The sequence below is a fragment of the Paenibacillus peoriae KCTC 3763 genome (assembly GCF_000236805.1).
GTDB classification, from domain to species: Bacteria; Bacillota; Bacilli; order Paenibacillales; family Paenibacillaceae; genus Paenibacillus; species Paenibacillus peoriae.
Genome location: NZ_AGFX01000031.1, coordinates 118617 through 145233 on the forward strand (window position 1 = coordinate 118617; position 26617 = coordinate 145233).

Genomic DNA, 26617 nt, shown 5'->3' on the forward strand with positions numbered 1-26617 from the left:
GATCAAATCCAAAAAAAAGACTGATGCACATGTTTGCATCAGTCCGAGACCTTAACTTTATTGGGTATACACCCGTTTTATTTCGATTGATCCACTAACTCCAGCTTCGCAGGAATTGATTTTTTCACGGTTTTCCCTTGAAGTACATCCTTGGCTGCCTGAACAGCCAATTGCCCAATCAGCTCGGGTTGCTGAGCCACTGTGGCTGTCAGCTTGCCCTCCTTAATAGATTTAAGCGCATCCTCGTTACCGTCAAAGCCGATGACTGGAATGTTCTTGCCTGAGCTTTGGATGGCCTCGATCGCCCCCAGTGCCATTTCATCATTGTGGGCAAATACTGCCTGAACATCCGGATTGCCTTGCAGCAGATTTTCCATGACATTCAAGCCTTTGGTTCGATCAAAATCGGCCGCTTGCTTGGCAATCACTTTCAGTTCCTTGTCGGCCACTTCATGAAAGCCTTTTCCTCGTTCGCGGGTAGCAGATGCACCTGGCACACCTTCCAACTCGATCACCTTGGCTCCTTTGCCGGCGTGTTCCACCAAGTATCTGGCTGCCATCCGTCCGCCCTCCACGTTGTCAGAAGCGACCAGTGTTTTTACATCCCCTTTGTCAGCCGAACGATCCAGCGTAATGACCGGGATGTTCGAAGTATTCGCGGATTGTACCGCCGTGGAAATCGCTGACGAATCCGTCGGGTTGATCAGGAGGGCATTCACACCCTGCTGCATCAGATCTTCTACATCGTTGCTTTGTTTCGCCGAATCATTTTGTGCATCGACGACAATGACTTGAACTCCTTGTTTTTTGGCCTCTGCAACGACTCCGTCCTTGAGAGATACGAAAAATGGATTATTCAGCGTCGAGATCGACAAGCCGATTTTAATGTCCTTCAAATTCGCAGCCGCTTTAGGCTTCGCCCACTCCGGCGGCTCCAGGGAACAGCCTGTCATGAGCACAAGCAGCAGGGCTGTCATGATTAATGTAAGCTTTTTCATAGTTGTGGTCTCCTTTGATACAGATTAGGTAGTTTATGCGGACTTCTTGCGGTCAATCAGTACAGCAATGGCGATGACAATCCCTTTTACCACCATTTGATAAAAAGAATTAACACCCAGCAAATTCAAGCCATTGTTTAACGTACCGATAATAAGCACACCAATCAACGTACCTACGATTCGTCCGCGTCCTCCTGACAGGCTTGTTCCACCCAGTACGACGGCCGCAATGGCATCCAGTTCATAAGAGGTTCCTGCTGTCGGTTGCGCCGAATCCAGACGTGAGGTCAGGATCGCACCAGCCAAAGCGGAAAGCATCCCGGCCAGCGAGTAAATCCAAATTTTAACGCGTGGTACTTTAATGCCTGATACGATGGACGCTCTCTCATTTCCCCCGATGGCATACGTTTTGCGTCCAAACGGCGTTTTATGCAAAATGACCCACAGTACTGCAAACGTAATGAGCGTCGTAATTGCTGGAACCGGAATACCAAACTGGTAGCCACGACCAAACAATTGAAAAATCAGACTATCCCCGAGTCCTGTAATGGGATTCCCGTCGGTATAGACGAGTGTCAATCCTCTGAAAATGGTCATGGTTGCTAATGTAGCGATAAACGGAGCCATTTTACCTTTAGTGATCATCAAGCCATTGACCATCCCCATCACGCCACCCAATGCGCAGCCAATGATTATCGCCAGAATTGGATCGAAACCGGCCAGCATCATATTGGCAACAAAGGCGCTGGATAGTGCTAATATGGAGCCGACTGACAAATCAATTCCACCTGTGAGAATAACGAAGGTCATGCCAAACGCAATCAGCGCATTAATGGACACCTGTCGTAACAAGTTCAAAATATTGAGCGGTTCCAAAAAACTGGGATTCAAGACAGAGACGATGATCACCAGAATAATGAGTCCCAACAACGGACCAAGCTTTTGTGTAATTTGTGACATCGAAAAGCCTTTGCTGCCTTTTGCTTCATTCATAGTTGTCATATTACTGTCCTCCTGTAGCTAACGTCATAATGTTTTCTTGTGTGGCTTCTTCCCTGCTCAGCTCTCCGCTGATCTTTCCCTCATGCACCACGATAATACGGTCGCTCATGCCGAGTACCTCGGGGAGCTCTGAGGATACCATGATAATAGCGACTCCGCGTTCAGTCAGTTCGTTCATTAGCTGGTAAATTTCCCGTTTGGCCCCTACATCTACGCCTCTCGTTGGTTCATCGAGGATGAGAACGTTTGGTCCAATGCCTACCCATTTGGCGATAACTACCTTTTGCTGATTCCCACCTGACAGACTGCGGACAGGCGTTTCGCCCGACTGGGTTTTAATTTGTAAGCGCTTAATTAATGTGTTAACAAAATCCAGCTCTTTTTTGTCTGAAATCAATCCTTTTGAAGTAAAGCTAAACAGATTGGGCAGCACCATGTTTTCCCTGATCGAAAAGTCCAGCACCAAGCCTTCATCTTTACGGTCTTCAGTAATGAAGCCAATTCCCAACTTTACCGCATCATCCGGCTTGCGAATAGACACCTTTGTTCCACGTACATGTATCTCTCCGCTGTCTAAAGCATCCAGTCCAAAAAGTGCCCGCATGATCTCGGTCCGTCCCGAGCCCATCAAACCTGAGAAACCTACAATTTCACCCGATCTTACCGAAAAATTCACATTTTCAAACAGACCTTTATGCGAGGCGTTTTTGACCTCAAATACCACGTCTCCCAAAGCAGGTGTTCTTGCCGGGTAGCGTTCGGTCAGCTCTCTTCCGACCATCTTACGTACAACCTCATCAAAATTGGTATCTGGAATGGCTTGGGTATCCACTGTTTTCCCGTCACGCATGACAGTAATCCGGTCGCAGATCGCAAATATCTCCTCCATCCGGTGTGATATATATACAATTGAAACGCCATCCTTTTTCAAGGAAGTAATAACCTCAAACAGCTTTTGAATTTCCCGTTCGGTTAAGGCGGCTGTCGGTTCATCCATCACGATAACTTTTGCATCCGTCATCAGTGCTTTGGCTATTTCAATCATCTGCTGTTGACCTACAGAGCAATTGCCTGCCTCACTATTCAAAGGAAGATTTACCGCAAGCTTAACAAATTGCGCGTTTGCCAACGCTTTCATTTTAGTACTGTTCAGTAATCCCCACTTGGATGTCATTTCCTTGCCTATAAACAGATTTTCCAGCACCGTCATCTCCGGCCACACATTCAATTCCTGATGAATAAAAGCAATTCCCTTTTGCTCGGCCTCCTTGGGGTTGGCGAAATACGTTTCCTGACCATCGATCATGATCGTTCCCTCATCACGCCGATGCAAACCGATTAAAATGTTCATCAATGTTGATTTGCCGGCACCATTTTCACCCATGAGGGCATGTACTTCTCCTTCACGGAGATCAAAATCTACTCCACTCAGCACCTGATTGGTTCCAAAGGCCTTGTGTATTCCCTTCATTTGAATCTGCATGCTGCGCCCTCCTTTTTATTCAAAAAATATCTTAGCTGAAATGGATTATCCAAAGTTAACCCCTGCCTGTAAAATACAATTGGCATACGGCTTGGCTTCACCTGTGCGAATGATCGCCTTGGCATGCCGGGTCAGCTCCTTGAATTGTTCATGCGAGCAAAATTCAATGACGGCAGATTGTGCCGCAATCTGTTGATTTTCTGATTGCTACCTGAAAACGTACGGGTAATCTGCTGTAATGCCTGTTCATTTCCTTGTTTGATTTCTTCGGCCAACGTCACCTTTTCGATTACCATATCCGCAGCGATGACATCAACTACGTCCTGAAAGGAAGGGACACCTAGTTTAAGGGCCAAATCAATTTTGATAACGCCTTCAGGAACAGGTAAACCGGCATCGGCCACGACAATATAGTCCGTGTGGCCGAGATCCGACAGTACTTTGGATATATGACTGTTCAGGATTCCATGTTTTTTCATATTATAATTGCTCCTCCACTTCACGGCGGGTCGGCATACCACCCTGGGCTCCAAATTTGGTAACAGACAATGAAGCCGCGCGATTAGCGAATTTCACACTGTCAGCCAGCGATTTTCCTTCAGCCAGCGCCACCGCAAATGCAGCGTTAAATGTATCCCCTGCACCTGTCGTATCAACGGCCTCTACTTTATAAGTAGGAACCACAACCTCCTGTTCTCCGTCGAAGAAACGTACACCATTGCTGCCCTCCGTAACAAACAGCTTGTTCGGATATTTGCGCAAGGCCTCTTGGAGGCTCATGTCCTTAAACATGATGGCAGCCTCATGCTCATTCGGCGTGATGTATGTCGCATTCTCAATCACGCTTGCTTCCACTTCACGTGCCGGAGCAGGATTAAGCAAGAACGGTACTTGGTACTTTGCGCACATTTCGCTTACATAAACGACCGTTTCCGCCGGTATTTCCTGTTGAACCAGCACCATATCCGAGCTGCGGATGACATCGAGTGCCTCTTCCACATAAGCGGGTGTTACTTCATTATTGGCTGCCTTGACCACGACAATACTGTTATCGCCCTCAGCCAGTACAATATGTGCTGTACCACTTTCCATATGTGTAACCGGTTTCACATGGTTGATATGAACATGATTTTCCTCGAAATTCCGCAAAATCTGTTGCCCAAAATGGTCATCCCCTACGCGCCCAATCATCGTGACGTCCGCTCCGAGCCGAGCTGCGGCTACTGCCTGGTTGGCCCCTTTGCCCCCTGGCACAGTTTTAAAGCTTTCACCTAACACGGTTTCCCCCGCACCAGGGCGCTTGGATGAAGTAACTACAAGATCCATTGAACTGCTTCCGATAATCGAAATTTTAGCCATGAAAATCCACCTTTCTCGTCGTTTCCCGCTCAATAAATTTGACAGGCAACTGAATGCTTGAATGAGTAAGTATATTCGAATGAAGATTAGGTGTGCTTGACTTCGTTGCTTGCGATTGCTCAATCAGTTGAATCAGCAGACCTGCCGCTTCCCAGCCCATTTCATAAGCAGGCTGGCGGATCGTTGACAAAGGCGGGAACAGCAAGCTGCTTAATGGTATATCATCAAACCCGATAATTTGAACATCATCCGGGATTTTCTTTCCTAATCGATGCGCCTCATGCATTACCGCTGTTGCCACAATATCGTTACTGGCGATAACCCCATCCGTCTCCGGGTGCTTGCTGAACAGCTCTTTGGCCCACGACTCCGCATCCTTGAACGAAAAGGAAGTGGTCTCGACAACATGATAAGCAATATTCGATTGCTGTAGCTCTTCCACCGCCCCGCGAAAACGATCCTGCGCCGGACGAATATGTGCGGGCCCCTGCAAGACTGTAATTTGTTTGCTGCCACGAGCAATTATTTCCTGAGCAGCCAAGCGACCACCGTGGGTCCCATCCGCATATACGGAGAGGCTGTCACTGGAAGTCCGGTCAAGAAAAACGACAGGAATTTTCAGCTTGGCGTAGCAATCGGCGTCAGGATCATTCGTAGATGAAATGACTCCAACGACATTATTTTGAACAAATGTGTCCATGTAATCCAGCTCTTTTTGGCGATCTTCATCACTATTGCCAAAAATAATCCGAAAATCATTTTCCTGCATTCGATCCTCCACCCCGCGAGCCAGCAAAGGAAAGTAAGGATTCGTAATATCCGGCAGAAGCAAACCAATTAATCTGGATTTCTTTTTATACAAAGAACGAGCGACTTCGTTGGGCTTGTAATTCAGCTGCTTAACAGCCTCCTCAACCTTGCGTCGTGTGTCCTCATGCACATATCCTGTTTCATTAATAACTCTGGATACGGTCGCTACAGAAACACCTGCATAACTGGCGACCTGTTTAATTGTTGTCATACTGTAATTTCAACTCCAATGTGTAACCGGTTACAGATATAAAATATCACAGCATTTATTTTTTGGCAAGCATTAAATATTTGCACGTTAACTGCTTTGGGCTTATAATCCATATTGTAACCAAATGAGTTTCATCTTGATACACATTGTAAAAGTGAGCTGACCCATTTCCGCTTGCTCAATAAAACATGGAGGCTTTTCCTTATGAATATTGAAGTTTGGTCAGATTTTATGTGCCCGTTCTGCTATATCGGCAAACGCCGTTTGGAACAAGTGTTGCAGCAATTCCCACACCGCGATGAGGTGAAATTAACGTTTAAGAGCTTTGAACTAAACCCGGATGCTGTAAAAGATAGCGGCAAAACGATCAATGAAGAGCTGTCAGCAAAATATGGCGTCAGTCTGCAAGAAGCTCAGGCGATGAATGATCGGATGAATGAAAATGCACGCTCTGCCGGCTTGGAGTACAACATTCATGCGATGGTGCCGACCAACTCTCTTGATGCTCACCGTTTGACACATTGGGCACAAACACAGGGCAAAATGCTGGAGCTGAGCGAGCGTTTATTCCAGGCTGTCTTTATAGAAGGCCAGCATACGGGGAATCGTGAAGTGCTGGCGGCATTGGCTGCCGAAGTAGGGTTGGATCAGAAAGAAGCCGCTGCTATATTGGCCAGTGACCGCTTTACAGATGAGGTTCGAGCCGATGAAGCTGAAGGTGCTGAGTTGGGCGTTCGAGGTGTGCCGTTCTTTGTGTTTGATCGGAAATTTGCAGTTTCGGGCGCTCAGCCGGAGGAAGTGTTCCATGATGCTCTGCAAAAAGCATGGGACGAACGCTCTCCATTTACGATGGTAAGCGCAAGCTCCTCCGAACAGGATGCAAGCGGTGTTTGTACTGACGACGGTTGTGAAATTCCTCTCCAGAAATAAAGCTTCAAAAAAAGCGTGCCTAACAGCCGATGAACTCCGCTGCTGGTACGCTTCTTTATTTATAACGATTTAATCATTCCGCCATCAACAAGAATGGTACTGCCTGTCAAATAAGATGAAGCTGTCGACGCCAGAAAAGCAACGACTTTACCGAACTCCTCAGGCTCCCCATATCGTCCCAACGGAATGCCCTCTTCTGCTTGCCTGCGAACCTGATCTGCCGTTTGGGAAGTTTTCTCTGCCCGAAGCTCGTCCAGGCTGCGAACACGATCCGTTGCAATTCTCCCAGGCGCTACAGTATGTACCAGAATATTGTAAGGAGCTAATTCCATAGACAATGTCTTTGCCAGTCCAGCAATCCCGGTGCGTAGCGTATTCGAAATAATCAGGCCAGGAATCGGCTGCTTCACCGAAGAGGAGGCAATATTTAAAATTCTGCCGCTTTGTTGTTTTTTCATATAAGGCAGAGCCTCGCGAATCAAACGGATATGGCTAAGTAAATTTTGCTCAAAGGCCTGCAGCCAAACTTCATCCGCAAAGTCATCAAAGGTTCCCGCTGGAGGCCCACCCGCATTGTTAACCAGAATATCGATGGTACCATACAAATTCACTGTACGGCGGATAGCCTCGGAAATATGCTCAGGTTTCGTTACATCACAAACTACTTATTCAACTCGGCCACTCGCTGTTGCCTGTAATTCTGCCTGTGTCCGCTGAAGCTCTTCTTCATTCCGTCCTGAAATCACGACGTTTGCCCCTTCACGTGCCAGCTCCCATGCGCTTGCCTTGCCAAGCCCTTTACTGGAACCCGCAACAAAGGCAGCCTTTCCCGTTAATCCCAAATCCATATTTGCCACTCCCATTTTTCTGTCATCTTTATTTAATTGTACACATGCTGGACACGTAATGCGAGTACCCTTACTTTCCTCTTTTTATTATCCCCCTTCTCCATGGAAAACGGACGTACAATACTTGATTGTGTAACATCGCCAGCTTGTGATATTCCTTGTTCAATTACTTTTGATCTTTAGTTAAATTCAAGCTTTCAATAGTTATAACGGGCATATATTAAGCCTCCTTTGCGCAGTAAGCGGACTCACGACACCGCAACTAGGTGTTACTGGCTCTTTGCTTATACAAGGGCAATAACGTTTCGTAGACAAACCTTTCATAAGAAGTAGGAGTCGAGTTGTCTGCCGAACGTGGTTCCAACATTTGTATATGACCCGCATTCATTGCGTCTGCCACTTCAAGAATGAGTTGAATGATGTGCTCAGAAAAATTGAGGCCAAGCAAATCCCGCCTTGTTCTTTCTTTTGAATCCTGAACGTAAGTTAGATCGGGATGTTGAATGACTTTGCCGATAATAGCGGAAACTTCAACCATTGTAATATCCTGGCTTCCATGAAGTTCGCGGCTTAACTTACCCTGAAAATCCAGTTTCAGCAAAGCCTCTCCAGCAGCAAGGCCAACATCGCGTGTGGCAATAAACGGGAACTTTATATTGGGACTAAAAGGGCCTGCTGCTGTATTCCGAGCTAGAATATTATCGACCTGAGAAAGAGTATTTTCCATGAAATAACCTGGACGTATATGGAGCACATTCAAACCAGCAATACGGTTTAGACGTTGCTCAAGCTGGTACAGACCGGCGACAGGGCCAGTTCCTTCAGGTTTATCGGCACCCCAGCTACTTAAAGAAACGACGTATTTTACTTTCGCTTTTTCCAAAGCAGGCATAATTGCATCCATGATCCGGTCTTGAAAGACATGAAAGTCGTTGCTTGTAGCAATATAGTTAGGCTGGAGCATTACATAGACTGCTTTTGCCCCAGTGAAGGCTTCAGTCAGCGCCGCCTGGTCTGCTGGCTCAGCGACAAAGATATCAGCACCTTTGTCGGCAAACGGAGTCAGCCTTTCTGCATTCCGTCCAAGCACCCTTACCGATTGTCCTTTCTCTATTAAGTAATTTGCCACGACACTTCCTGTTCTGCTAGTTGCACCTGTTATTACATACATTGTGTTTTCCTCCTAATGAATTCTTGTTAGTGTTCCGTCGATATTTTTTTGTTGCGTATATCGGGCCTAAGGCAGATTCTATATCGTAATACATCCGGTCTGTCGAACTGTAAATTAGCGGAATTTAGCTTACCTTTTCTGAAGCTCTAATCTTTAGAAGCAACTCAAGGTGTTCTTCAAACAATTCGCTGTAATCGTTCAAGCTATAGCCAAACAACGGGAACGAATCAATAAAGGCTCCTCGGCCTACCGTAATTTCTGCCTGACCATTGCTGATGCTGTCCAGTGTAGAAAAAGATTGGTATACGCGAACCAGATCATCCGAGGAAAGAACAGTAACGGCACTCGTAAGCCGAATTCGCTTGGTTAAAGCTGCCGCTACAGCAAGCACAAGCTGGCGATTCAGAAGTATAATCAAACCGTTGATGCTCCCCAATCCCAAACACATCAAGGCCGACTTAATCCGCGATTACGATCTCTTCGATCCCATCCCGAATCCGCTCGGGATGGCTAGTCCTCTCGCCCGTTACGGGATCCGGTGAATTCTCTAAAAAGGTATTAATGCCTATCTCAAAGTTTCTATGGATTCAGCCATAGTTGATCCTCCTTCATTCCCTGTTGTTATCGATGTCCTGCGGCAACGTCTTTTGGCGCAGTTTCATTGATGCGTCTAAGATCTGAATCCGTAAGTTCAACCTGTAAAGCCCCGATATTTTCTTCTAAATATTTTCTTCTTTTTGTTCCTGGAATAGGTACGATATCGTTGCCTTGTACTAAAATCCATTTAAGTACTAATTGAGGAGCAGTGCATCCCTTTTCAGCAGCTATCTCTTGAATCCGAGCGACAAATTTAAGATTTTCCTGTAAGTTTTGCCCTTGAAATCTTGGGAAATTCCGTCTAATATCGTCGATCCCCAAATCCTCGTTTCGTTGAATAGTACCTGTCAGAAACCCGCGTCCAAGTGGACCGTATGCTACAAAGCCGATACTAAGCTCTCTGCAGGTAGGAAGAACTTCATCTTCAATGTCTCGGGACCACAAGGAATATTCTGTTTGCACTGCCGATATTGGATGAACCGCATGTGCTCTGCGTATCATATCTGGCGAGGCTTCTGAAAGGCCGATATAACGAACCTTGCCTTCCTTCACTAGATCAGCCATCGCTCCTACAGACTCTTCAATTGGAGTATAGGGATCAATACGATGCTGATAATACAGATCGATGTGGTCAACGCCTAGTCTGCGCAGGCTTGCTTCACAAGCAGCCTTAACATATTCCGCTCTTCCGTTAATTCCCCAGTAAGTCCGCCCTTTGTCGCGTACTACCCCGAACTTGGTAGCCAAAATGACCTCATGACGTCGATCTTTGATCGCTTTTCCCACCAGTTTTTCATTTTCGCCGACACCGTACATATCCGAGGTATCCAAGAAGCCCACACCAAGTTCCAATGAACGATGAATTGTTCGTATGGATTCTTGTTCATCCCGGTCGCTGCCGTAAAAGTCGGACATGGTCATACACCCTAATCCCAGAGCTGATACTTCCAGTCCACTTGCCCCAATCACTCTTTTCTCCATAGAAAATCTCTCCTTTACCATCTGTTCAGTGCATTGAAATCACTGCAAATACGGTTGCAAGCAATACGACTAGTCCTCCGACCCAACCAAGACTTAAGAAACGTCCACCTCTTTTCAATCGAACGATCGATCAATTTTTATTAAAAAAATGGGCTGCTTATGCTTTAATAGCATTCCAGCTCATTTGAATCATGTTCTCGATATTAGCAGTACTGAATTCATATTCGCCATTTATATACTCTTTCCCCATTTGGACAAATGGCAGACAGGAGTAAGTAACCAAAAGATTCGTTTCCGAGTCCTTAAATAGACCTTCCCTGACCCCCCTCTCGAATAAGGCATACATCGGCTTGAATACACCACCGTTTTGATCTTTACAGCTTTTGCGTATAAACGGTGAGTCAAGAAACTGTTCCATTAACAGAAAGTTAGCTTTATTGTTCATAATATAATTGGAGTAATTGCGTAATATTTTCTCAAGATTATCCTTAACTGACATATCCGCCGTTACACCTTTAAACATCATCTGATGCATTTGTTCCTTTAGGTTAAAATATAGTTTAATCAGCAAGTCTTCTTTACTTTCGAAATAAAAGTAAATAGATGATGAAGAGATGCTTGCCCTCTTCGCAATTTTGGACATGGAGATATCGGACAGACCTATTTCATTGAGAAGTTCAATGGTTGTATGATAGATGAGTTCCATTTTGTTATCAGTTTTATTTTTCATAAACACAGTATAATCGAACGTTCGATCAAAATCAATTTAATGACCGAAATATTTCTTTATCGAAGCATGTCTTTGCCGTCAATCTTTATGGAGGTAGTATTTCTCGCACTTAAGGGTGCCCCAGAATGCTTCCATTGGACCATTATCGATGCACTTTCCTACTCTCGACATACTCTGCGTCATTCCGTGTGCCTCTAAGCACCTTTTAAAGCCCCATGACGTGTATTGAAAACCTCGGTCACTATGCAAAACATTGGCGATGTTCCGGGTGCAGCTTTGAAAGCCAAGTCCAGTATTGTGAAAACGAGGCTATTGCTATTTGAATGACCAAGGATGTAGGCCACAATGGATTATCGTGAAGATCTAAGATGGCTCTAAGATAAGCTTTCTGCTCCCTTCCGTACTTCATTTCAGTTACGTCGGTCACCCATTTCTCATTCGACTTCTCGGCAGTAAATCTACGGTTCAACACATTCTCCGATAGTTGTTCAGGGGTGGATTTAACGTATTTCTTTTTCTTACTGCGAATAACCGATTGGATGCCTGTCAGTTTCATCAAGCGGTAAATCCGCTTGTGGTTAATCGCATGATCTAGCTGTTCTGAACGCTGATTTCCCGATTTAACCACTTATAGTAGCCTGAACGGGGAATGCTGCCACTTTGCATAGGGGCTATCTTTTCCGCAGTATCCGTTAATTTTTGACATAGAAAAACTCCCCTTGCTAATCAGGTTTTATTATTTCACCTGTCTACCTAAAGGGGAGCATATCAATATTGGGCTGACCTAGTAATACGAAGGGGCTGCCCCAAGTCAAAAATGACTGAACTGCCCCTTTTCGCTATTACAAAAATTTGTGTTCACAGCACATTAGGGTGTTGATATAGGCGTTAATGATGTTGGCTGCTCGTATATGACCACGGACTGGCTCTCAGGCTCCCATTTAACATTGGCTCCCAAGGCCTCTCCGATCACCCTTACAGGCACCATTGTCGTCCCGTCCACTATGGATGCCGGCTGCTCGATAGAATACGACTGACCGTTAATATATACGTTGGAGCTGTTAACAAATAATTTGACAGTTACGCCGTTACGAGTGACAATAACAGCCTTTTCTTTCGGATCCCAGGAAACCTTTGCATCCAAGGCTTCGGAAGCTGCTCTAAACGGAACCAGTGTAGTTCCATTGCGATTAATCGGCTTGGTTTCGTATTGTTTACCGTTCACGAACAGCTTCATACCTGACTGCTGTCCAGCTTTCTTCGACAATTCACCTAGCTTTTTGTAGCTGTTCAAATCAGTCACATCAGCCAGCACCGCTTCCTCCTGCATGTAAACAGCATCTGTTACATTTCCATTTTGAGCTAGCAGATCAGCTGCCTCAGCCAGTGCTTTTCCGGAATTCCGGATCAATTCGAGTTCAGCAATCTGCTCCGGAGTCAATCGGTCCGGGTATTTCGTAAGCAGCAGGTTCGCAATAACCGCTCCTGCCGGCTTGTCCTTCGTATTTTCTACCGCGTTAAGCAGACCCTTGTACCCGTTGTGTCCCTTGTGACCATTGTGGCCTTTGGACCCTCCGTATGTATCATCCGTTACTGCGGCAGGTGCATCTTCACCCTTTATGCCGGATGCTTTATCGTTTGGCTTTTTGGACTGATCATTGTCTGAGTCATGCGGTTTGCTTACCTTTTCCCTGTTTTTCTCATTCACTTCTTTAACAGTTGTCTTTGCTTCCTGCTTGTTCTCTTGACCATTTCCGTGCCCCTGCTTGGCTGCAGCGGTTTCTGCTGTCAATCCCAAGACCAGTATACACGCTAATAAGGCTGTCCAAGTGTTTCTCATGATGCGATTCCTCCTTATAGTAAGACCGGGCTCCAATGTCCCTAGATGTATTAACGGCTTCTATAAGCTGATTTTTTATCTTTTTTTTACTAATGGGTGAAACGCCATTAGAGCTACAGCGTAGATTGCCAATCTAGTCTAAAATTTTAATATACGCTTGACCGATTTCCACAGTATAATGGGATTTACACATGCATTTTTAAGCGTTAGCCTATACATTCGCATAATAGAAAGAAGATGAAACAGACATGTTTGGCACCATACTTTTGGACGTTGTTTTACCTATTTTTGTACTCATTGGCTTGGGGTGCATTATGCAATATTATTTCCGACTGGATTTGTACACCTTGGCTAAAATCAATTTTTACTATATCACCCCTGCGGTAGTGTTTACGGGCCTTTATAATTCGGAAATATCCTTAATGCTCATGGGTGAGGTCTCGCTTTTTTATGCCTTATACATAGCTATTCTGTACGTGATCAGCACAATCGTTGCCCGATCTCTGAAATACAGCCCCGGGATGCGCGGAGCCTTTACAAACAGCGTTATGCTAGATAATTCAGGAAATTATGGTCTGCCAATCAACCAATTGGTGTTCAAAGGTGATCCACTCGCCATTTCTGTTCAGGCTCTGATTATGACCTTTCAAAGCTTTGTTACGTTTACATACGGTACATTTGTTGTACAAAATGGCAAAGCCAATACCCGAAGAATTTTAATTAATTTTTTAAAAATGCCTGTACCCTACGCGCTTGCGCTGGGCTTGCTGCTGAATGTGCTGCATACTCCATTGCCTCATTTACTAAATGAGCCTTTGAATTATATCAGTCAATCGATGGTTGCCGTTGCTCTGCTTACTTTGGGGGCACAAATTGTGCAATATCCCTTCCGTTTGCGCCGTGCAGCCGTGTATATCAGTATGGTACTGCGCCTGATCGCAGGTCCCATAGTCGGTTTTCTGATTGTATCGCTGCTTGGTCTTAAAGGAATTCCGGCTCAGGCACTGCTCATTGCATCCGGTATGCCTACTGGCGTTAACACAAGTATTCTGGCGGAAGAATATAAAAATGAACCTGATTTTGCCGCACAAACGGTATTGCTTTCCACGATTGTGAATGTCATAACGATGACGCTGTTGATTTCCGCATCCAAGTACCTTGTATGACGGGCATTACCATTCCACAGTTTAAACGCCTTTTCGAACGAGGGCGTTTCTTTTTTGCTAAATACAGAACATTTGTTCTATTATTCTTCTTTTTCTTATGGCGGATGTGCGTTTTATGGAGATATGAGGCAACAAGAGACGGTTTTTCTATTTTGAATTTTTCATATAGTGAAATAGTTATTACAGAAATCTGCAACCGTCTCTTTCTACATTGGTAAGACATTTTCTTTTAAAAAACGATTTTTAGCGTTTGAGGTGAGCATGCGGCGCTTTATCCGATACGAGATTCAAAACGATATTGTGCTCCAGAAGCGCCTTCAGTCCGCAAAGGACAATTGTAAAGCCCTCCGTTGACACTATGGCTTGCTTTACGATGTCATCACCATCTCCCTTAAATCCGGTGTTGGTAATCGTAACGAGCGTTTCATTCTCCGCCCGGGAAGTAAATATCCATTCAACTGTAGTGCCAAATTCGATGAGGATTCGCTTGTTTTCCTCCACTTCCTTTACCTCCACGTTTGCGGAAACACCGTACATCTCCCAATCCCATCGAACACGTTCTCCTGTTTTTAAGCTTCCGCTACTTTTGGTGAACCAGAATTTTGTGGTGACTGCAGGGTCGATAAAAGCCTCGAACACCTCTTTTACCGGTTTTCTAATTAACATTTCCGCTCTTGCGGCCGGTTGATGACTTAAGGTTAACTTCATAATTTCATCCTTCCTGTTTGCCTGATGGCTAGCTAGCTTGATACTTTCTTATTTTACCTCGTTCAAAGGCTGTACATGCTCCAAAATGTTTACCGTCCGAAGCCTGCAATAATGGTTGAACAGCAAAAAGCCAGCTCACTCATACAGAGTGGCCGGCTTCATTGCAAGCTTTAAACAGTTGCAGGAATCGCAAGGCTTATTGCTAAAAAATTAGCCTTGTGTGCCTCTAATATGTCTAACTAGATTTACGGTTCAATTCCCCACTGTTTGCTGCCAGATAAATAAGCGGTTATTTTGCTTGAATCCTTCATGCTGCTTGATGCACTGTCAAAGGAATAATCATCAAGTTGCGAGTAGTTGGTCCAATCCACCTTGGATATCCGGGTTTGCAACTCGACACTTTGACCAGGCTCTAAATACCCTGCTGTAGATTTAAAGCCGATTTCCGCGTAAGTATCCGCTCCCGCTTTTGGATTGGACAATTTTTTAAAGCTGGCGAATACATTGGATGCACCATAGTTAGACCAATCCGTGAAGAAATTCAGGTCTTTCTCCCCGTTTATGGTAAAGTAATAGCGCAGCGTCACATCCGCTAATGAAACGCGAGAAGTGCCTGTGTTAAAGATTTTAATTCTAGGATTAATTGTATTGGTTGTATCCATCAAACTGCCGTTGTATGCCTGTACCTTCAGAACGCCCTGCTCTGTTCCAGGCTCAGTCCCTGGGTCCTTTCCTGGATCGGTTCCCGGATCAGTACCTGGGTCTTTTCCTGGATCAGTTCCTGGATCCTTCCCTGGATCGGTTCCAGGATCCGTTCCCGGGTCACTAGGTGTTTTGTCCTTCACTGTAACGACAAATTGAGCATCGCCACCTATATTGAAATGGAACGTCAATGATGTGTTTCCTTTTGGAAGTGTGGACAAATACTTACTGGTAAGGGTTACCTTTTCACCGTCAAGTTTATAATCCTCATCTTTCTTTAATACCGTGCTGCCCTGCTGGATTTCATCCAGCGTATTGCCGTTCAGTGTAAGTTTGACAGAAATATCATCATAGCTGTCGTCCGGCCCATAAGTTGCAGCCGTAGGGGTAATCGTGGACTGAGCCGGAGCCTCTTCGCCGCTCAAGCGGTCCGCCACGAGAATTCCTCGTCCATTGGTTCCCAGATACGCACGTCCGTAGACCCGAGGGTCGCCGATAATCGTCGTCACCCGTGCATACTGGTGTTCGTCATCGTTAATACGTACCCAGTTCGCGCCGCTATCATCTGAACGGTAAAATCCACGTACACCATCGATTTTGCCGACGATGAATACGGCCGCATTTGTGCGGTTCGGAGCTGCTTTGCCGAAGCCGACAAAGTCTGCTTGCTCGACATTATCCAGCTTGGTGAAGGTAGCGCCGGAATCCTTGGAATGCCACAGGCCGTATGCCCCTCCATCCTCGGAGCCTCCAGCTAACCACACCTCTCCTTCCACACCGCGGACAGCACCGATATCCGCATTGCCTTGATTTGGCAATCCAGTTGCCGCAGATGCCTTGAAGGTAGCCCCTCCATCGGTGCTCGTATATACTTTTCCAGCCGCAAATGCGTAGTATTTGTTCGGGTTCACCCTGTCAGACACAATCTTGGCATTTGCCGGAACACCTGTGCTCGCTGTCCACGAATTACCGGATGTCTTGGAGTAAAATACCCCTTTATCCGATGTGCTCCACAGTAAGCCATTGCCATCAGCAGCTACAGCAATGCTGCCTCCTCCCGCAGTGCCAGAAGGCTCGCTGTTGGCTTTATACCAGTTCGCTCCGCCATCATGGGAGAATCCGATGGATTTGGCATTTGGATCTTTTTTGTAATCCGCCTTGCCAACCCGTGCCATAAAGCCAGGATTTGACTCTGAATAATCTATGCTTTCACTGCTTGTAAAGGTTGGAGTATCCAGCATTTTAGCCGGGGCCTTGAACAAGTCGTCATGTCTAAAGCCGGAGACATCACCGACTCCGCTCACCAAAGGTGCACCGCTTGGAGGACTCACCAAATCCAGAATGGCCGTTTCCTCTATACCCTGGGCTGCTACCGAAATGTCTATCTTCCCGCCTTTATCCCAGTTGGTCAGATTTTTGGAGCCATAAATTGTAGCCCCCGTACCATACATCATACGGTCTGAATTGAATGGGTCAATCTCCAGATCCCCAATCATCCAGCCAAGCTTCGGAGATACCTCAGGCGGAGCAGGAATCGTATTAAAGGTCAGCCAAGGCGCGGCCGTGATATCCTGATTATATCTCAACTTACGATTTGGATAATATTCGAATTCCCAAATAGGGCTCCAGGTTGCCCCACTGTCTGTGCTGCGATAAATAAGTGCATCAGGCCACCAGGAATTCAGCGTAGACACCATCAGAGTACCCGGCTTCTGCGCATCTACTGCCAAGCCGCCATATCCAAAATAATTGTCCGAACTGCTACTGGCGACAGGACTTATGTTAGTCCATTGACCGCTGGCCGCATTCAATTTCCACACTTCACCTTTTGTCCCGTCGTATGGACCTGCTCCATCGCTATACGTGATGTACAAATTTCCGTCCGAGGACAATACGCCATGGTGCGGCAAATAACCCGTTGGTTGTCCCGCCACAGCAGACCAGGTCTTCCCGCCGTCCGTACTGCGGTACACACTTTCCTTCTTATCGGCTACACCCACATAAATCGTCTGAGTCGCTTTATCGGAAGAGCCTGTTTTCTTATCAAATGTAATCCAGGCTAAGCCTATGTTATCACTTGTATACTCATTTGAAGGGTCTTGCACAAAGTCGCCGGGATTCGGGAAGCTGGCCACCTTGCTCCAGGTCTCCCCGTAATCATCACTTCTCCACAAACCATTGCCGCTGCGTGCCCCGAAGAACAAAATATTGTTCTTATTCGGGTCAATCGTCAGTCGTTCACCCATCGAACGTCCCGGCATGTTCCCCCCGACCTTAAAAGGAAGCTTGGTTGTCTTCCACGTATTGCCCCGGTCGGTCGAACGCATAATTTGCCCATTTTCCTTGTCCCAGGAATTGGTATACGTACCTGTAGCAATATATACCCGATTGGGATCGACGGGGTCGGTGGCCAGCGCATCTACCCCATTTTTGTTCCAGTCATCCCAGCCGACGGAATCCGTTAACGGAATCCAGCTCTCTTTGGCAGCATCCCAGCGGTAAGCTCCTCCGATATCCGTACGGGCATATATCAGATCCTTTTCCTTTTCATTAAAAATAATACCGGGCACAAACCCGCCGCCTCCGCCTGTAACTACACTCTTCCAGCTGTACTCATCACTTGGTGGTGCCGCATGCACCTGTGCTGCCATCCCCGGCCAGGAAGCTCCTGCGATCATAAGCGCCAGACATGCAACTCCTAATTTGCTTTTTGCCTTTTTCAATGAATGCCATCCTCTCTTTTCGTTTGAACATAACGTCATACCTGCTGTCAAAAATTAGCCAATTCGATCCTCCGTTTCAACTCGTTTCAGCCCACAACTCAAACTGACTTCTTCCGTCTCCACCTCCAATCATGCGATGAAATATAAAAAGAAGTCACCAATTAAGCCTTTCCTTTCCAAATAAGGGCTTACATTGTGCGTCTCATTCAATACATTCGTCATTTTTCTCCTATTTCCTTGTGTAAAAATTCAAGAATATGTAATATTACCTATATAATTTATGTACTTTTACTCCTGCTAAAACGCTCCATTTACCGCTTATTCCATCTTCTTTTTTCTATTTATAATTTTTCATATATTGAAATAATTATTTTAATTTCTTGTTTCCGTACATGTCAAAATTCCTCGATAAATGCCAAAAAACCGCGTTATGCGCGGTTTTAGCAATTTTCTGCCGCAGCTGATGCCCCGGTAGAATTCAATTAATTCCATATTATTACATGCATCCAAATGCCAATGCTAAAAAATGTTGCCCGCAAAGAGCACGCTCATCGAAATCAAAATGAAGATGGTGATGGGCATAATGAGTTGTAAATGCAGCCCTCCCTTGTTCTCAACCGTTTCGAGTCGCCGTTTGTAATCCAGTGCCCATTTGGCACCCAATCAGGATGATCTATGGTTTAATCGAAGAACTCAATTGACATCGCACAAAAGAGCCGATAGGCAACGCCTCGGCTCTTTTGTGCTACCATCTCTTATTATGAATTTTTCATGTATTGAAAAACTGACTTATATTCCCTCGTACGGGATGTGTCTGTTCCCTGTAATCCCCATTCGTATAACGATCAATCACCTTGCGCCAAAAGGATTGTGCCGGTCTATTTGTGCTCATCTGTGTCACCTTCCAACGCCCGGCAAAACGTCCAAACAGCTCATGAGCTGCCCAGGTTCCGACGCCGTTATGCCGATAAGGGCGAAGCACAAAAAACTCGGCCATATAGTAGTCAGCCTCCCGATTGCTGGACATTCGATCAACCAGCGCGAAGCCCACAGGAATATTCTGTCTCCATATTAAAAAAGGCAACTTCTGTTCGCCACTCGTCCAGTATTGATACAAATCCGGGTAAGCCGGGAATGTACCTTTCTCAGTAACATCAATTCGAAGATAGGCTGTAAAATCATACAAATAAAATTGCATGAGCTGCACAACAATGTCCTTCTGCGACTCTGGTACACTTTTGATGGACAGCTTAAGTTCCGATTTGATATTATACCCCATACTTTCACCCCTCTTGGCGGTTCCGTGCGTTCTTTACTTGGATTACATCCCATCCAGTCCTGTTCAAAATATGTTAAAATACATATATATTATGACCGGACGAGGTGGAACCCAATGAATATACAAAAGATCATCGACCGGCGCAAACTGGATGAAAAAATGCCGGATCTACCATGGTACGTACAGCAATTTATGGATTATAAGCTTCCCGACCTATCTCCCTCTACCCTGCTGGAATATGTACGGGATTATGAAGTTTTTTTTTCATGGCTTCGCTCGGAAGGCTTGTCTGTTGGAGAAACGAACGCCCAAGTTACGCTGGAAGAATTGGAGACACTTCATATGGACAGCATTACAGGTTTTCGTTTGTTCCTGTCCACTAAGCGTGAAGGCTCCAACTCCCGCATTACGATTTCACGCAAGCTTTCGTCTCTCCGTTCCCTCTTTCATTATTTAAGTCAGATCGCTGAGGATGAAAATTTTTATCCGTTGCTCAAACGCAACATTATGGCCAAGGTGGAAATCAAGCGCATACATAAACCCAAGGATACAGCCGCCAAGCTCAAGGGAAAAATATTGGAAGAGGAAGAGTTGCTTGAATTTATCGGCTATATTTACGAAGGCTATGGACATGATTTGGCCGACAACAAGCAGGCGCTTTACTCCTATGAGCTAAATAAGGAGCGGGATGCCTGTATTGCCAGTCTCATTCTGAACTCGGGTCTGCGCGTGTCCGAGATCGTCAACCTGAACATGGACGATCTGGATCTAAACAATAAATTACTATACGTGTACCGCAAAGGAAATAACGATGAAACGTTTAAAACACCGGTGTATTTCCGCGAGCAGTCCAAGGATGATCTTGTACTCTATTTGTCACTAAGACATACCCGTTACCGTGCTCCAAAAAAAGAAAAAGCTCTCTTTGTAGCACGACCCAACGGCAGCACGGAGGGCAAACGAATGACCAAAAGAGCGATTCAGGCGATGATCATCAAGTACGCCAAACGGTTCGGCAAGCCTTACCTGACCGTTCACAAGCTCCGCCATTCGTTTGCCACCGACTATTATTTGCAAAATGATATCTATAAAACGAAGGAACAGCTTGGGCACGCTTCGACAGAAACAACTGAAGTCTATGCCCACCTAACCGACAAAACCATGTCCCAAGCGATTGAACGGCGGCTGGAGCCCCAAGCTGAATCTTCCGATTGATATCTCAGTTTCGTTCATCCGGTACATCATCACTTTGCTGCTGAATCTGACCAATTAGCCAGCGACCTGCCTGGTCGTTGGCATCGGCAGCAAATATTTGTATCGTTTTGTCCGAATAATGACCTTGAGCCCATTCCATTTGGTGTTTCCAAACCGCTATTCCCTGTACATTTGACAGCGTAGCGACAAGATGGGCATCTGTTGATTCACGTATCATGACGAGCTTGGGGTAATGCTCCTGTTTAAAGCCTTCAAGCAATACACAGTCATAGGCCTGAAAATGCCGAATCAGTCCGCTGATAGGTCGACTCTGCTCTTCTAAAATGGCTGTTCTTCCAGCAGAAACAATAGCCACGCCTTCGGCGCCCGCTTGCCGATGCTTGTATGTATCTGTCCCCTCATGATCCATCTCAAACTCATGCCCATCATGCTTGACCACTGCCACACGTAACCCGGACTCCCGCAAATAACGAATCAACCCTCCGAGGAAGGTCGTTTTCCCCGTATTTTTGTAGCCGACGATCTGACACACATACGGCTGCTTCGTATTCACGTTATCTGCCCGCCTTGGAGTACCAGTACACGCACCTCTTCTCCAGCACGCAAGCCTTCTGTTGTTGGAGGAACCACGATCAGACAGTCACTGTCCTTTATCGTCACCATAACACTGGATTCATCCGCTCGCGCAGGAATGGCATACACTTGACCGTCGCGTATTTCAAAAGAGCTGCGTACAAAACGGGTAAAATTGTTCACTTTCGTATAATCTGCGCCCAGCCGTACCGTCAAGGTTGGCAAATACGGTTGCTCCGAAGACAACATCATTTGAATGGTAGGCCGCACAAACAGCTCGCAGCCTACAAAGCATGCACCGGGATTGCCCGAAAGCGCAAATAACAGCTTACCGTCGATTACCGCGGCTGTTGTCACACTGCCCGGACGCATCGTGACCTTGTTGAACAGCATATCTACGTCCTCCTGACGTACCAGGTCACCCATAATATCATAATCCCCTACCGATACGCCACCGCTCGTAACAACGATATCATAGCCTGCGATTGCTTCACGTACAGAAGCACGGGCCAGATCAAGGTCATCATGAATGGCTTGCAGGATGAAGGGTTCTCCTCCTGCCTCCCTGATTTGAGACGCCAGCATATATGTATTACTGTTTCGAATTTTTCCCGGTTGTAACGGTTCATCCACCGCAAGCAATTCCGAGCCTGTAGAAAAAACAGCCACCCGTGGCTTCCTGTAGACAGGCACCCGATGAACACCAAAGGTAGCCAAAACCGAAATGTGTCCCGGCCCCAGACAAGTCCCTTTACTGAGCAGGAGCTGACCTTCCTGAATCTCATGACCAATCTGCGTTACATTTTTGCCGATCTCCACACGCTTCTTCAAGCCGACGTAGGTCTGTCCATCTTCCTCGCGCAGCTGTGTTGCCTCCAGCATGACAACGGTGTCGGCTCCTTCTGGTAATTGTGCCCCCGTCATAATGCGGGCCGCCAATCCCGTCTCTACCCGCTTGTCCGATACGGAACCGCATGGAATCTCGTCCACGACGCGCAGCCAAATCTCCTGACCAGACGAGCAGGCTTCGGTGTCTGAGCCCAGAATTGCATAACCGTCCATACCAGAGCGACGAAAACGAGGATACGGATGTGGTGCAGTCAAGTCCATCGCTAAATATCGTCCATGTGCCTGCTCCAGCCCTACTTCCTCCCGTTCTCCCTGTTTGACATGACCAGCGATTCTGCTTTGTGCCTCATCCACCTGAATCGCTTTACGCTGGAATTTTCCCGAGTTTAATGATGACTGTTTCATAATGTCACTCCGTTCTTCTAAAGTTTCTCCTTCTGTTATAACTCTAAAACCGATTTCTGGCAAATCTGCTTCCTGATATAAAATAAAAAAACAGCCCGGAGTCTTCTTCCCGAGCTGCTTGGGCTGCATGACCATCATCGTCGACTTCGTCGACTGATCTTGCCTGAGCCACTACGTGTTTTAGGCTTGCTGTAAGATTTGCGCGGCGAGCCAAATATGCTGGAACCGCTGCTACCCTGATCACGTGAAATCGAGCCTCTGCTTGGTGAACTGCTGCTGGAGCCTCTGTCAAACAAGCTTCCGCCTGATCCAACCGTGGAGTCTGATCCCTTCCCACGACGAGTTACTGAACCTTTCCGCTCCACTGTAATAGGAGGAATGGCTTTCTTTTCCTGCACCGTAGGAGCACGATATTGTCCCTGAGAAGGCCGGTATACATCTCTGCTTGAGTAGCCCCGGTAAGAACCTGAGCCACGCAACGAATCAAAGAGAGCATCCAGCACAGTTGCAGTTAAGTATCCCTTGAGAAAGCTGGAACTGTAATTTTGTTCAACATACTTTTTACTGTCGACTTCAATTAGCGTATCTTCCTTCTTGGCGGGGTCTTGCTGCAAATGGTACCATTCATCGCTATATACCAGAAACATCCGCTCATTGCTCTGCGGCGACATTTGCTCCGGTGTTCGCTGCTCTTTCAATTCCTCCGCTACTTCCGGAACCGTTTTGCCAGCGGCCCGGTACACATAAGAGGTCGAGTTTCCGCTACCACTTACTGATTCCAGCGGGTACGTATCTTTTACATTTGGCGCACCGCAGCCGCTTAACACGGATACGAACAGGCTCAGCGCCACAATGACCTTTAATGCATACTGCCAGGTGCGTTTGCTCATGTGTAACCCTCTCCTAGCTTGCCCGAATAACCTTGACGTCTCCGGTAATCACTTCTTCACCTTCATAAAGCATAAAGCGACCGTCCTGCCACTCTACCCGCAACAGATGATAGTCATCCGACTGGTATTGCCAAACATGCTGTTCTCCACCCTGTCGGAAAGGCGCACGTCCCATAACCGTAACATGCCCAAAATATTGCTCCTCCAAATGATACGTCGTATCATCCAATTCCAAAATAGTCGGCACTTCCTCCGGGTTGTCCAACCTGCCATCGATAGCCTGATATAGTCCAAATTGAAGTGTTTCCCGTTCCTCAATATGAAGGTAGCTGACTTGATTACCATCCTGAAGCGTCAAAACAACGGCATTCCGGGCACGATTATGTACCCGGCCTACCACTTCATAGGTGACAAGCGACACTTCACAGATATCACCCGGATTTAAGTGAAGCATACTCTTCTCCGCTTTTGGAGGCTCAGGCTTGGCAAACAGATTTGAAATTCGTTTCCACACACCCATGATAACTTCTCCTGCCTTTCTTAGCCTAGAAGCACGCTGTAATAATCAAGGCGCCAACCAGATGCAACGTCCCTGAAAACAGACCAAAACCAATTTTGCCTTCCTGTGTACCTTTATCCAGATCAAACTGCGCCCAGTACCGCAACAGTAAACGTACAATAATTTCCAAAATAAACAGAATGACAAAGGCAATGACCGAGTACACAAGCGCCTCTAGCAAATTGTTAGCTGTAGCAATGGAACCTGACAAAATGTACCCCTGTGCAATCAGCTTCATAATCATTCGTACCGTTACGGCCATATTACCGGCTTTCACTTCGGCAAAATCCTTATACTTCGTAAATAAAGAGTCGACATACATCAATACGAACAGCAAAACTGCACCCGCGCCAGTCCATACCAGCATCGCCTTCATCGTTTCTAAAAAATGCATTTCATCCCATCCTCCACATCTTCTTGACCTTCTTTTATGTTGGTTTACGCCTCCAGGCAGGGAAAAGCGAAGGAGAAAACGTTTCTCCTTCGCTTCCTAACGATTACGCTGATGGCAATGCTTACCTTCTTATTTATTTTCGTATTGCTTCAACAAAGCAGCAAGCTCGTCATCCACGGCGCTTTTCTTATCGAGCTCCTTAAACTCCTCATCCAGCGATTTTTCCTTGGAGGACATTTCGTTGCTCGCTTCAGCACGTGCTTCTGCTTGCAGCATTTTTTCTTCCATACGCTTCAATCCGGCAGTTGCCGTATCTGAGCTAAAACCGTTCATTGCTTTGTTAATTTCAGTTTGCGCTTTAGCTGCGTTATAACGGGCAACCAGTGTCTCACGCTTGTTCTTCATTTCTGTCAGCTGTCTGCGCATTTCATCCAGCTTGCCACGCAGGTTATCGGCCGCGGCTTTGTTCTGCTCATAACCAGCCTTGAACTCGTTCATTTTTTGCTCGGCAGATTTCTTTTCTTCCAATGCGCGACGGGCCAGATCCACATTTTGTGCTTTCGCCGCGGTATGAGCCTGCTCTTCGCGTTTTTTCACCAAGGCGGCTTGCTCTTCATATTGCTGCTTGAATCTCTTCTCAATAGCAATTTGAGCGGCTACCGCTTTCTCCGCATCTTCCAGATCCTCTTGCATATCACGAATGTATTGATCCGTCATTTTGACTGGATCTTCTGCTTTGTCGATAATCGCGTTAATGTTGGACATCGTAAGATCTCTTAATCGTTTGAAAATAGACATGTGAAGTTCCTCCTAGAGTTGAATGCTTAAATTTTAAGCTCTGTACACATGTTTACGCAAGTTTTGCATGAGGGTTTCAAAAAAATCTAAAAGCCGCGCAGGTAAGGCTCGGGAATATCCGCTTGTACTTTCAACGCCCGCGATGCATGCAGCGCCCAATAGGGATCACGCAACATGGCACGACCTATCGCTACCAAATCCGCCTCTTTCTGCCGAATAACCCGGCTGGCATCCTCATAATCATCCAGTAAGCCGACAGCAATTACGGGCACATTCAGCTTTTCCCGGATGTGATGGGCCAAATCCACCTGATAGCCAGCACGCGCAGACGGGCCTCCGCCCGAACCAATCGGCCCCTCGCCACCGGAAGAAATATGAAAAATATCCACACCTGCATCGCGATAGCGTTCCCCTATGCCTGATATGTATTCCACATCATAACCGTCCTCGACATATTCTTTGGCAGATATCCGCATGATCACAGGCATTTCAGCAGGAACAGCCTCTTTAACAGCACGTACAACCTCAACACCAAACAGAGACAAATCCTGTCCATACTCATCTTCTCTGGTATTGGTTATAGGGGAATGAAATTGATGGATCAGATAACCATGAGCGCCATGAATCTCAACCGTGTCAAAACCGGCCTCCACTGCGCGACGTGCACCTTCTTTGTAAGCTTGAACCAGTTCCCTGGCTTCAGCTGTTGTCAAGGCGTGCGGTACTTTAAAGCGCTCACTAAAGGGAATCGAGGACGGAGCCACAGGCTGTTCAGCATCTTCAGCCTTACGACCAGCATGGCCTAATTGAATTCCAATTTTGGCACCGTATTTGTGAGCTTCCTCCACAATTTTACGATATGCAGGAATATGGTCGTCACTCCAAATGCCCAAATCACGATCCGTAATGCGTCCATCCGGGTGAACCGCTGTCATTTCCACAATAATGAGTCCAGTGCCGCCTACCGCCCGGCTAACGTAATGGACATGATGCCAATCCGTTGGCTTCCCGTCCTTGGCCTCTACGCTGTATTGGCACATCGGGGGCATAACAATCCGATTTTTTAAAGCCAGCCCCTTTAATTGATAAGAAGTAAACAAGTCGGTCACTTTTATCCATCCTTCCTTCAATTCCATGTCTGTACAATTATGAATTGCATCTCCATTATACACCAGTTGTCACGGTATACCGAATCCGTTATCGGGCTAAAACCTGCTAAAATGCCGTTGTATTCGGTCAGGTTAAGAAAATATGTACGTTTAGCTTCGTCATCTTCACTCATATCCATCATCGTATGCTATCATCCCATTGCATATGAGTCTAACTCGATTTAGCGGCATAATTTTAATAGGGCATGTGCATAATAGCTGAGAGCACCACTAGGTACCACGTACCA

22 protein-coding genes and 4 pseudogenes are annotated in these 26617 nt (G+C 46.3%); 3 read left to right on the forward strand and 23 right to left on the reverse strand.

Translation table 11 applies throughout. The features are described from left to right. Positions 1 to 77 precede the first annotated feature (77 nt). From rbsB to KQI_RS0117885, 6 genes and pseudogenes are all read right to left on the reverse strand, one after another. Complete coding sequence (gene rbsB / locus KQI_RS0117860) at positions 78 to 998, reverse strand: ribose ABC transporter substrate-binding protein RbsB (RefSeq protein ID WP_010348226.1); 921 nt, start codon at positions 996 to 998, stop codon at positions 78 to 80. Positions 999 to 1031: 33 nt separating this feature from the next. Continuing rightward, positions 1032 to 2000: a ribose ABC transporter permease RbsC gene (gene rbsC / locus KQI_RS0117865; RefSeq protein WP_010348227.1), complete on the reverse strand. Its 969-nt coding sequence runs from the start codon at positions 1998 to 2000 to the stop codon at positions 1032 to 1034. A 1-nt stretch (position 2001) separates the two neighbouring features. After that, a complete protein-coding gene (locus tag KQI_RS0117870) occupies positions 2002 to 3483 on the reverse strand; it encodes a sugar ABC transporter ATP-binding protein (protein WP_010348228.1) in 1482 nt (493 codons plus the stop codon). A gap of 45 nt (positions 3484 to 3528) precedes the next feature. Then, positions 3529 to 3962, reverse strand: a pseudogene (rbsD, locus tag KQI_RS27095) (D-ribose pyranase). 1 nt (position 3963) lies between these two features. Further along, the gene (gene rbsK, locus KQI_RS0117880; protein ID WP_010348230.1) at positions 3964 to 4842 is read right to left on the reverse strand and encodes a ribokinase; all 879 of its coding nucleotides are present in this window, start codon (positions 4840 to 4842) and stop codon (positions 3964 to 3966) included. Next, entirely contained in the window at positions 4835 to 5863 is a 1029-nt protein-coding gene (locus KQI_RS0117885) for a LacI family DNA-binding transcriptional regulator (protein ID WP_010348231.1), read from the reverse strand. Before KQI_RS0117885 ends, rbsK begins: the two co-directional genes overlap by 8 nt. A 204-nt stretch (positions 5864 to 6067) precedes the next feature. Between KQI_RS0117885 and KQI_RS0117890 the strand changes: the two genes are divergently transcribed. Next, positions 6068 to 6793, forward strand: a complete 726-nt coding sequence (locus tag KQI_RS0117890; protein WP_010348232.1) for a DsbA family oxidoreductase — start codon at positions 6068 to 6070, stop codon at positions 6791 to 6793. A gap of 59 nt (positions 6794 to 6852) precedes the next feature. Here KQI_RS0117890 and KQI_RS27100 read toward each other — a convergent pair. The 7 genes and pseudogenes from KQI_RS27100 to KQI_RS0117925 form a co-directional block, all read right to left on the reverse strand. Then, positions 6853 to 7641, reverse strand: a pseudogene (locus KQI_RS27100) (SDR family oxidoreductase). Positions 7642 to 7903: 262 nt separating this feature from the next. Further along, the gene (locus KQI_RS0117900; protein ID WP_010348233.1) at positions 7904 to 8812 is read right to left on the reverse strand and encodes an NmrA family NAD(P)-binding protein; all 909 of its coding nucleotides are present in this window, start codon (positions 8810 to 8812) and stop codon (positions 7904 to 7906) included. Positions 8813 to 8939: 127 nt separating this feature from the next. Next, a pseudogene (locus KQI_RS27105) lies at positions 8940 to 9399 on the reverse strand (LLM class flavin-dependent oxidoreductase); the annotation flags it as partial. 34 nt (positions 9400 to 9433) lie between these two features. Next, positions 9434 to 10390 (reverse strand): aldo/keto reductase, encoded by a 957-nt coding sequence (locus KQI_RS0117910; RefSeq protein ID WP_010348235.1) that lies wholly within the window; start codon positions 10388 to 10390, stop codon positions 9434 to 9436. Between the two features lie 157 nt (positions 10391 to 10547). Then, positions 10548 to 11120, reverse strand: a complete 573-nt coding sequence (locus tag KQI_RS0117915; RefSeq protein ID WP_029390218.1) for a TetR/AcrR family transcriptional regulator — start codon at positions 11118 to 11120, stop codon at positions 10548 to 10550. A gap of 84 nt (positions 11121 to 11204) precedes the next feature. Continuing rightward, positions 11205 to 11727: pseudogene (locus KQI_RS27110) on the reverse strand (IS3 family transposase); the annotation flags it as partial. A gap of 261 nt (positions 11728 to 11988) precedes the next feature. Beyond that, on the reverse strand, positions 11989 to 12960 hold the full coding sequence (locus KQI_RS0117925; RefSeq protein WP_010348238.1) for a copper amine oxidase N-terminal domain-containing protein: 972 nt from the start codon (positions 12958 to 12960) through the stop codon (positions 11989 to 11991). 248 nt (positions 12961 to 13208) lie between these two features. On the opposite strand from KQI_RS0117925, the gene KQI_RS0117930 reads away from it, so the two are divergent. Then, entirely contained in the window at positions 13209 to 14126 is a 918-nt protein-coding gene (locus KQI_RS0117930) for an AEC family transporter (RefSeq protein ID WP_010348239.1), read from the forward strand. A gap of 243 nt (positions 14127 to 14369) precedes the next feature. On the opposite strand, the gene KQI_RS0117935 is transcribed toward KQI_RS0117930, so the two are convergent. From KQI_RS0117935 to KQI_RS0117945, 3 genes are all read right to left on the reverse strand, one after another. Next, on the reverse strand, positions 14370 to 14834 hold the full coding sequence (locus tag KQI_RS0117935; protein ID WP_010348240.1) for an SRPBCC family protein: 465 nt from the start codon (positions 14832 to 14834) through the stop codon (positions 14370 to 14372). Between the two features lie 245 nt (positions 14835 to 15079). Further along, on the reverse strand, positions 15080 to 18259 hold the full coding sequence (locus tag KQI_RS0117940; protein WP_010348241.1) for a cellulose binding domain-containing protein: 3180 nt from the start codon (positions 18257 to 18259) through the stop codon (positions 15080 to 15082). Positions 18260 to 19028: 769 nt separating this feature from the next. After that, positions 19029 to 19538: a GNAT family N-acetyltransferase gene (locus tag KQI_RS0117945; RefSeq protein WP_010348243.1), complete on the reverse strand. Its 510-nt coding sequence runs from the start codon at positions 19536 to 19538 to the stop codon at positions 19029 to 19031. Positions 19539 to 19652: 114 nt separating this feature from the next. On the opposite strand from KQI_RS0117945, the gene xerS reads away from it, so the two are divergent. Then, on the forward strand, positions 19653 to 20753 hold the full coding sequence (gene xerS / locus KQI_RS0117950; RefSeq protein WP_010348244.1) for a tyrosine recombinase XerS: 1101 nt from the start codon (positions 19653 to 19655) through the stop codon (positions 20751 to 20753). 4 nt (positions 20754 to 20757) lie between these two features. On the opposite strand, the gene mobB is transcribed toward xerS, so the two are convergent. From mobB to KQI_RS0117985, 7 genes are all read right to left on the reverse strand, one after another. After that, a complete protein-coding gene (gene mobB / locus KQI_RS0117955; RefSeq protein WP_010348245.1) occupies positions 20758 to 21306 on the reverse strand; it encodes a molybdopterin-guanine dinucleotide biosynthesis protein B in 549 nt (182 codons plus the stop codon). Next, entirely contained in the window at positions 21303 to 22580 is a 1278-nt protein-coding gene (locus tag KQI_RS0117960; RefSeq protein WP_029390219.1) for a molybdopterin molybdotransferase MoeA, read from the reverse strand. The genes mobB and KQI_RS0117960 overlap by 4 nt, the downstream gene beginning before the upstream one ends. 134 nt (positions 22581 to 22714) lie before the next feature. Further along, positions 22715 to 23470, reverse strand: a complete 756-nt coding sequence (locus KQI_RS0117965; protein ID WP_010348248.1) for a DUF4247 domain-containing protein — start codon at positions 23468 to 23470, stop codon at positions 22715 to 22717. A 13-nt stretch (positions 23471 to 23483) separates the two neighbouring features. Further along, positions 23484 to 23990, reverse strand: a complete 507-nt coding sequence (locus KQI_RS0117970; RefSeq protein ID WP_010348250.1) for a DUF4178 domain-containing protein — start codon at positions 23988 to 23990, stop codon at positions 23484 to 23486. Between the two features lie 25 nt (positions 23991 to 24015). Beyond that, a complete protein-coding gene (locus KQI_RS0117975; RefSeq protein WP_007432514.1) occupies positions 24016 to 24423 on the reverse strand; it encodes a DUF350 domain-containing protein in 408 nt (135 codons plus the stop codon). A 129-nt stretch (positions 24424 to 24552) separates the two neighbouring features. Further along, a complete protein-coding gene (locus KQI_RS0117980; protein WP_010348252.1) occupies positions 24553 to 25221 on the reverse strand; it encodes a PspA/IM30 family protein in 669 nt (222 codons plus the stop codon). An 86-nt stretch (positions 25222 to 25307) separates the two neighbouring features. Further along, positions 25308 to 26330, reverse strand: a complete 1023-nt coding sequence (locus KQI_RS0117985; protein ID WP_010348253.1) for an NADH:flavin oxidoreductase/NADH oxidase — start codon at positions 26328 to 26330, stop codon at positions 25308 to 25310. Positions 26331 to 26617: the final 287 nt, after the last annotated feature.

Coding starts and splice junctions, on each gene's coding strand:
- KQI_RS0117890 (WP_010348232.1), top strand. CDS start 6,068: ATGAATATTGAAGTTTGGTCAGATTTTATGTGCCCGTTCTGCTATATC.
- xerS (WP_010348244.1), top strand. CDS start 19,653: ATGAATATACAAAAGATCATCGACCGGCGCAAACTGGATGAAAAAATG.
- KQI_RS0117965 (WP_010348248.1), bottom strand. CDS start 23,470: ATGAGCAAACGCACCTGGCAGTATGCATTAAAGGTCATTGTGGCGCTG.
- KQI_RS0117900 (WP_010348233.1), bottom strand. CDS start 8,812: ATGTATGTAATAACAGGTGCAACTAGCAGAACAGGAAGTGTCGTGGCA.
- KQI_RS0117885 (WP_010348231.1), bottom strand. CDS start 5,863: ATGACAACAATTAAACAGGTCGCCAGTTATGCAGGTGTTTCTGTAGCG.
- KQI_RS0117910 (WP_010348235.1), bottom strand. CDS start 10,390: ATGGAGAAAAGAGTGATTGGGGCAAGTGGACTGGAAGTATCAGCTCTG.
- rbsC (WP_010348227.1), bottom strand. CDS start 2,000: ATGACAACTATGAATGAAGCAAAAGGCAGCAAAGGCTTTTCGATGTCA.
- KQI_RS0117925 (WP_010348238.1), bottom strand. CDS start 12,960: ATGAGAAACACTTGGACAGCCTTATTAGCGTGTATACTGGTCTTGGGA.
- rbsB (WP_010348226.1), bottom strand. CDS start 998: ATGAAAAAGCTTACATTAATCATGACAGCCCTGCTGCTTGTGCTCATG.
- KQI_RS0117975 (WP_007432514.1), bottom strand. CDS start 24,423: ATGCATTTTTTAGAAACGATGAAGGCGATGCTGGTATGGACTGGCGCG.
- KQI_RS0117870 (WP_010348228.1), bottom strand. CDS start 3,483: ATGCAGATTCAAATGAAGGGAATACACAAGGCCTTTGGAACCAATCAG.
- rbsK (WP_010348230.1), bottom strand. CDS start 4,842: ATGGCTAAAATTTCGATTATCGGAAGCAGTTCAATGGATCTTGTAGTT.
- KQI_RS0117970 (WP_010348250.1), bottom strand. CDS start 23,990: ATGGGTGTGTGGAAACGAATTTCAAATCTGTTTGCCAAGCCTGAGCCT.
- KQI_RS0117980 (WP_010348252.1), bottom strand. CDS start 25,221: ATGTCTATTTTCAAACGATTAAGAGATCTTACGATGTCCAACATTAAC.
- KQI_RS0117960 (WP_029390219.1), bottom strand. CDS start 22,580: ATGAAACAGTCATCATTAAACTCGGGAAAATTCCAGCGTAAAGCGATT.
- KQI_RS0117915 (WP_029390218.1), bottom strand. CDS start 11,120: ATGAAAAATAAAACTGATAACAAAATGGAACTCATCTATCATACAACC.
- KQI_RS0117930 (WP_010348239.1), top strand. CDS start 13,209: ATGTTTGGCACCATACTTTTGGACGTTGTTTTACCTATTTTTGTACTC.
- KQI_RS0117945 (WP_010348243.1), bottom strand. CDS start 19,538: ATGGGGTATAATATCAAATCGGAACTTAAGCTGTCCATCAAAAGTGTA.
- KQI_RS0117935 (WP_010348240.1), bottom strand. CDS start 14,834: ATGAAGTTAACCTTAAGTCATCAACCGGCCGCAAGAGCGGAAATGTTA.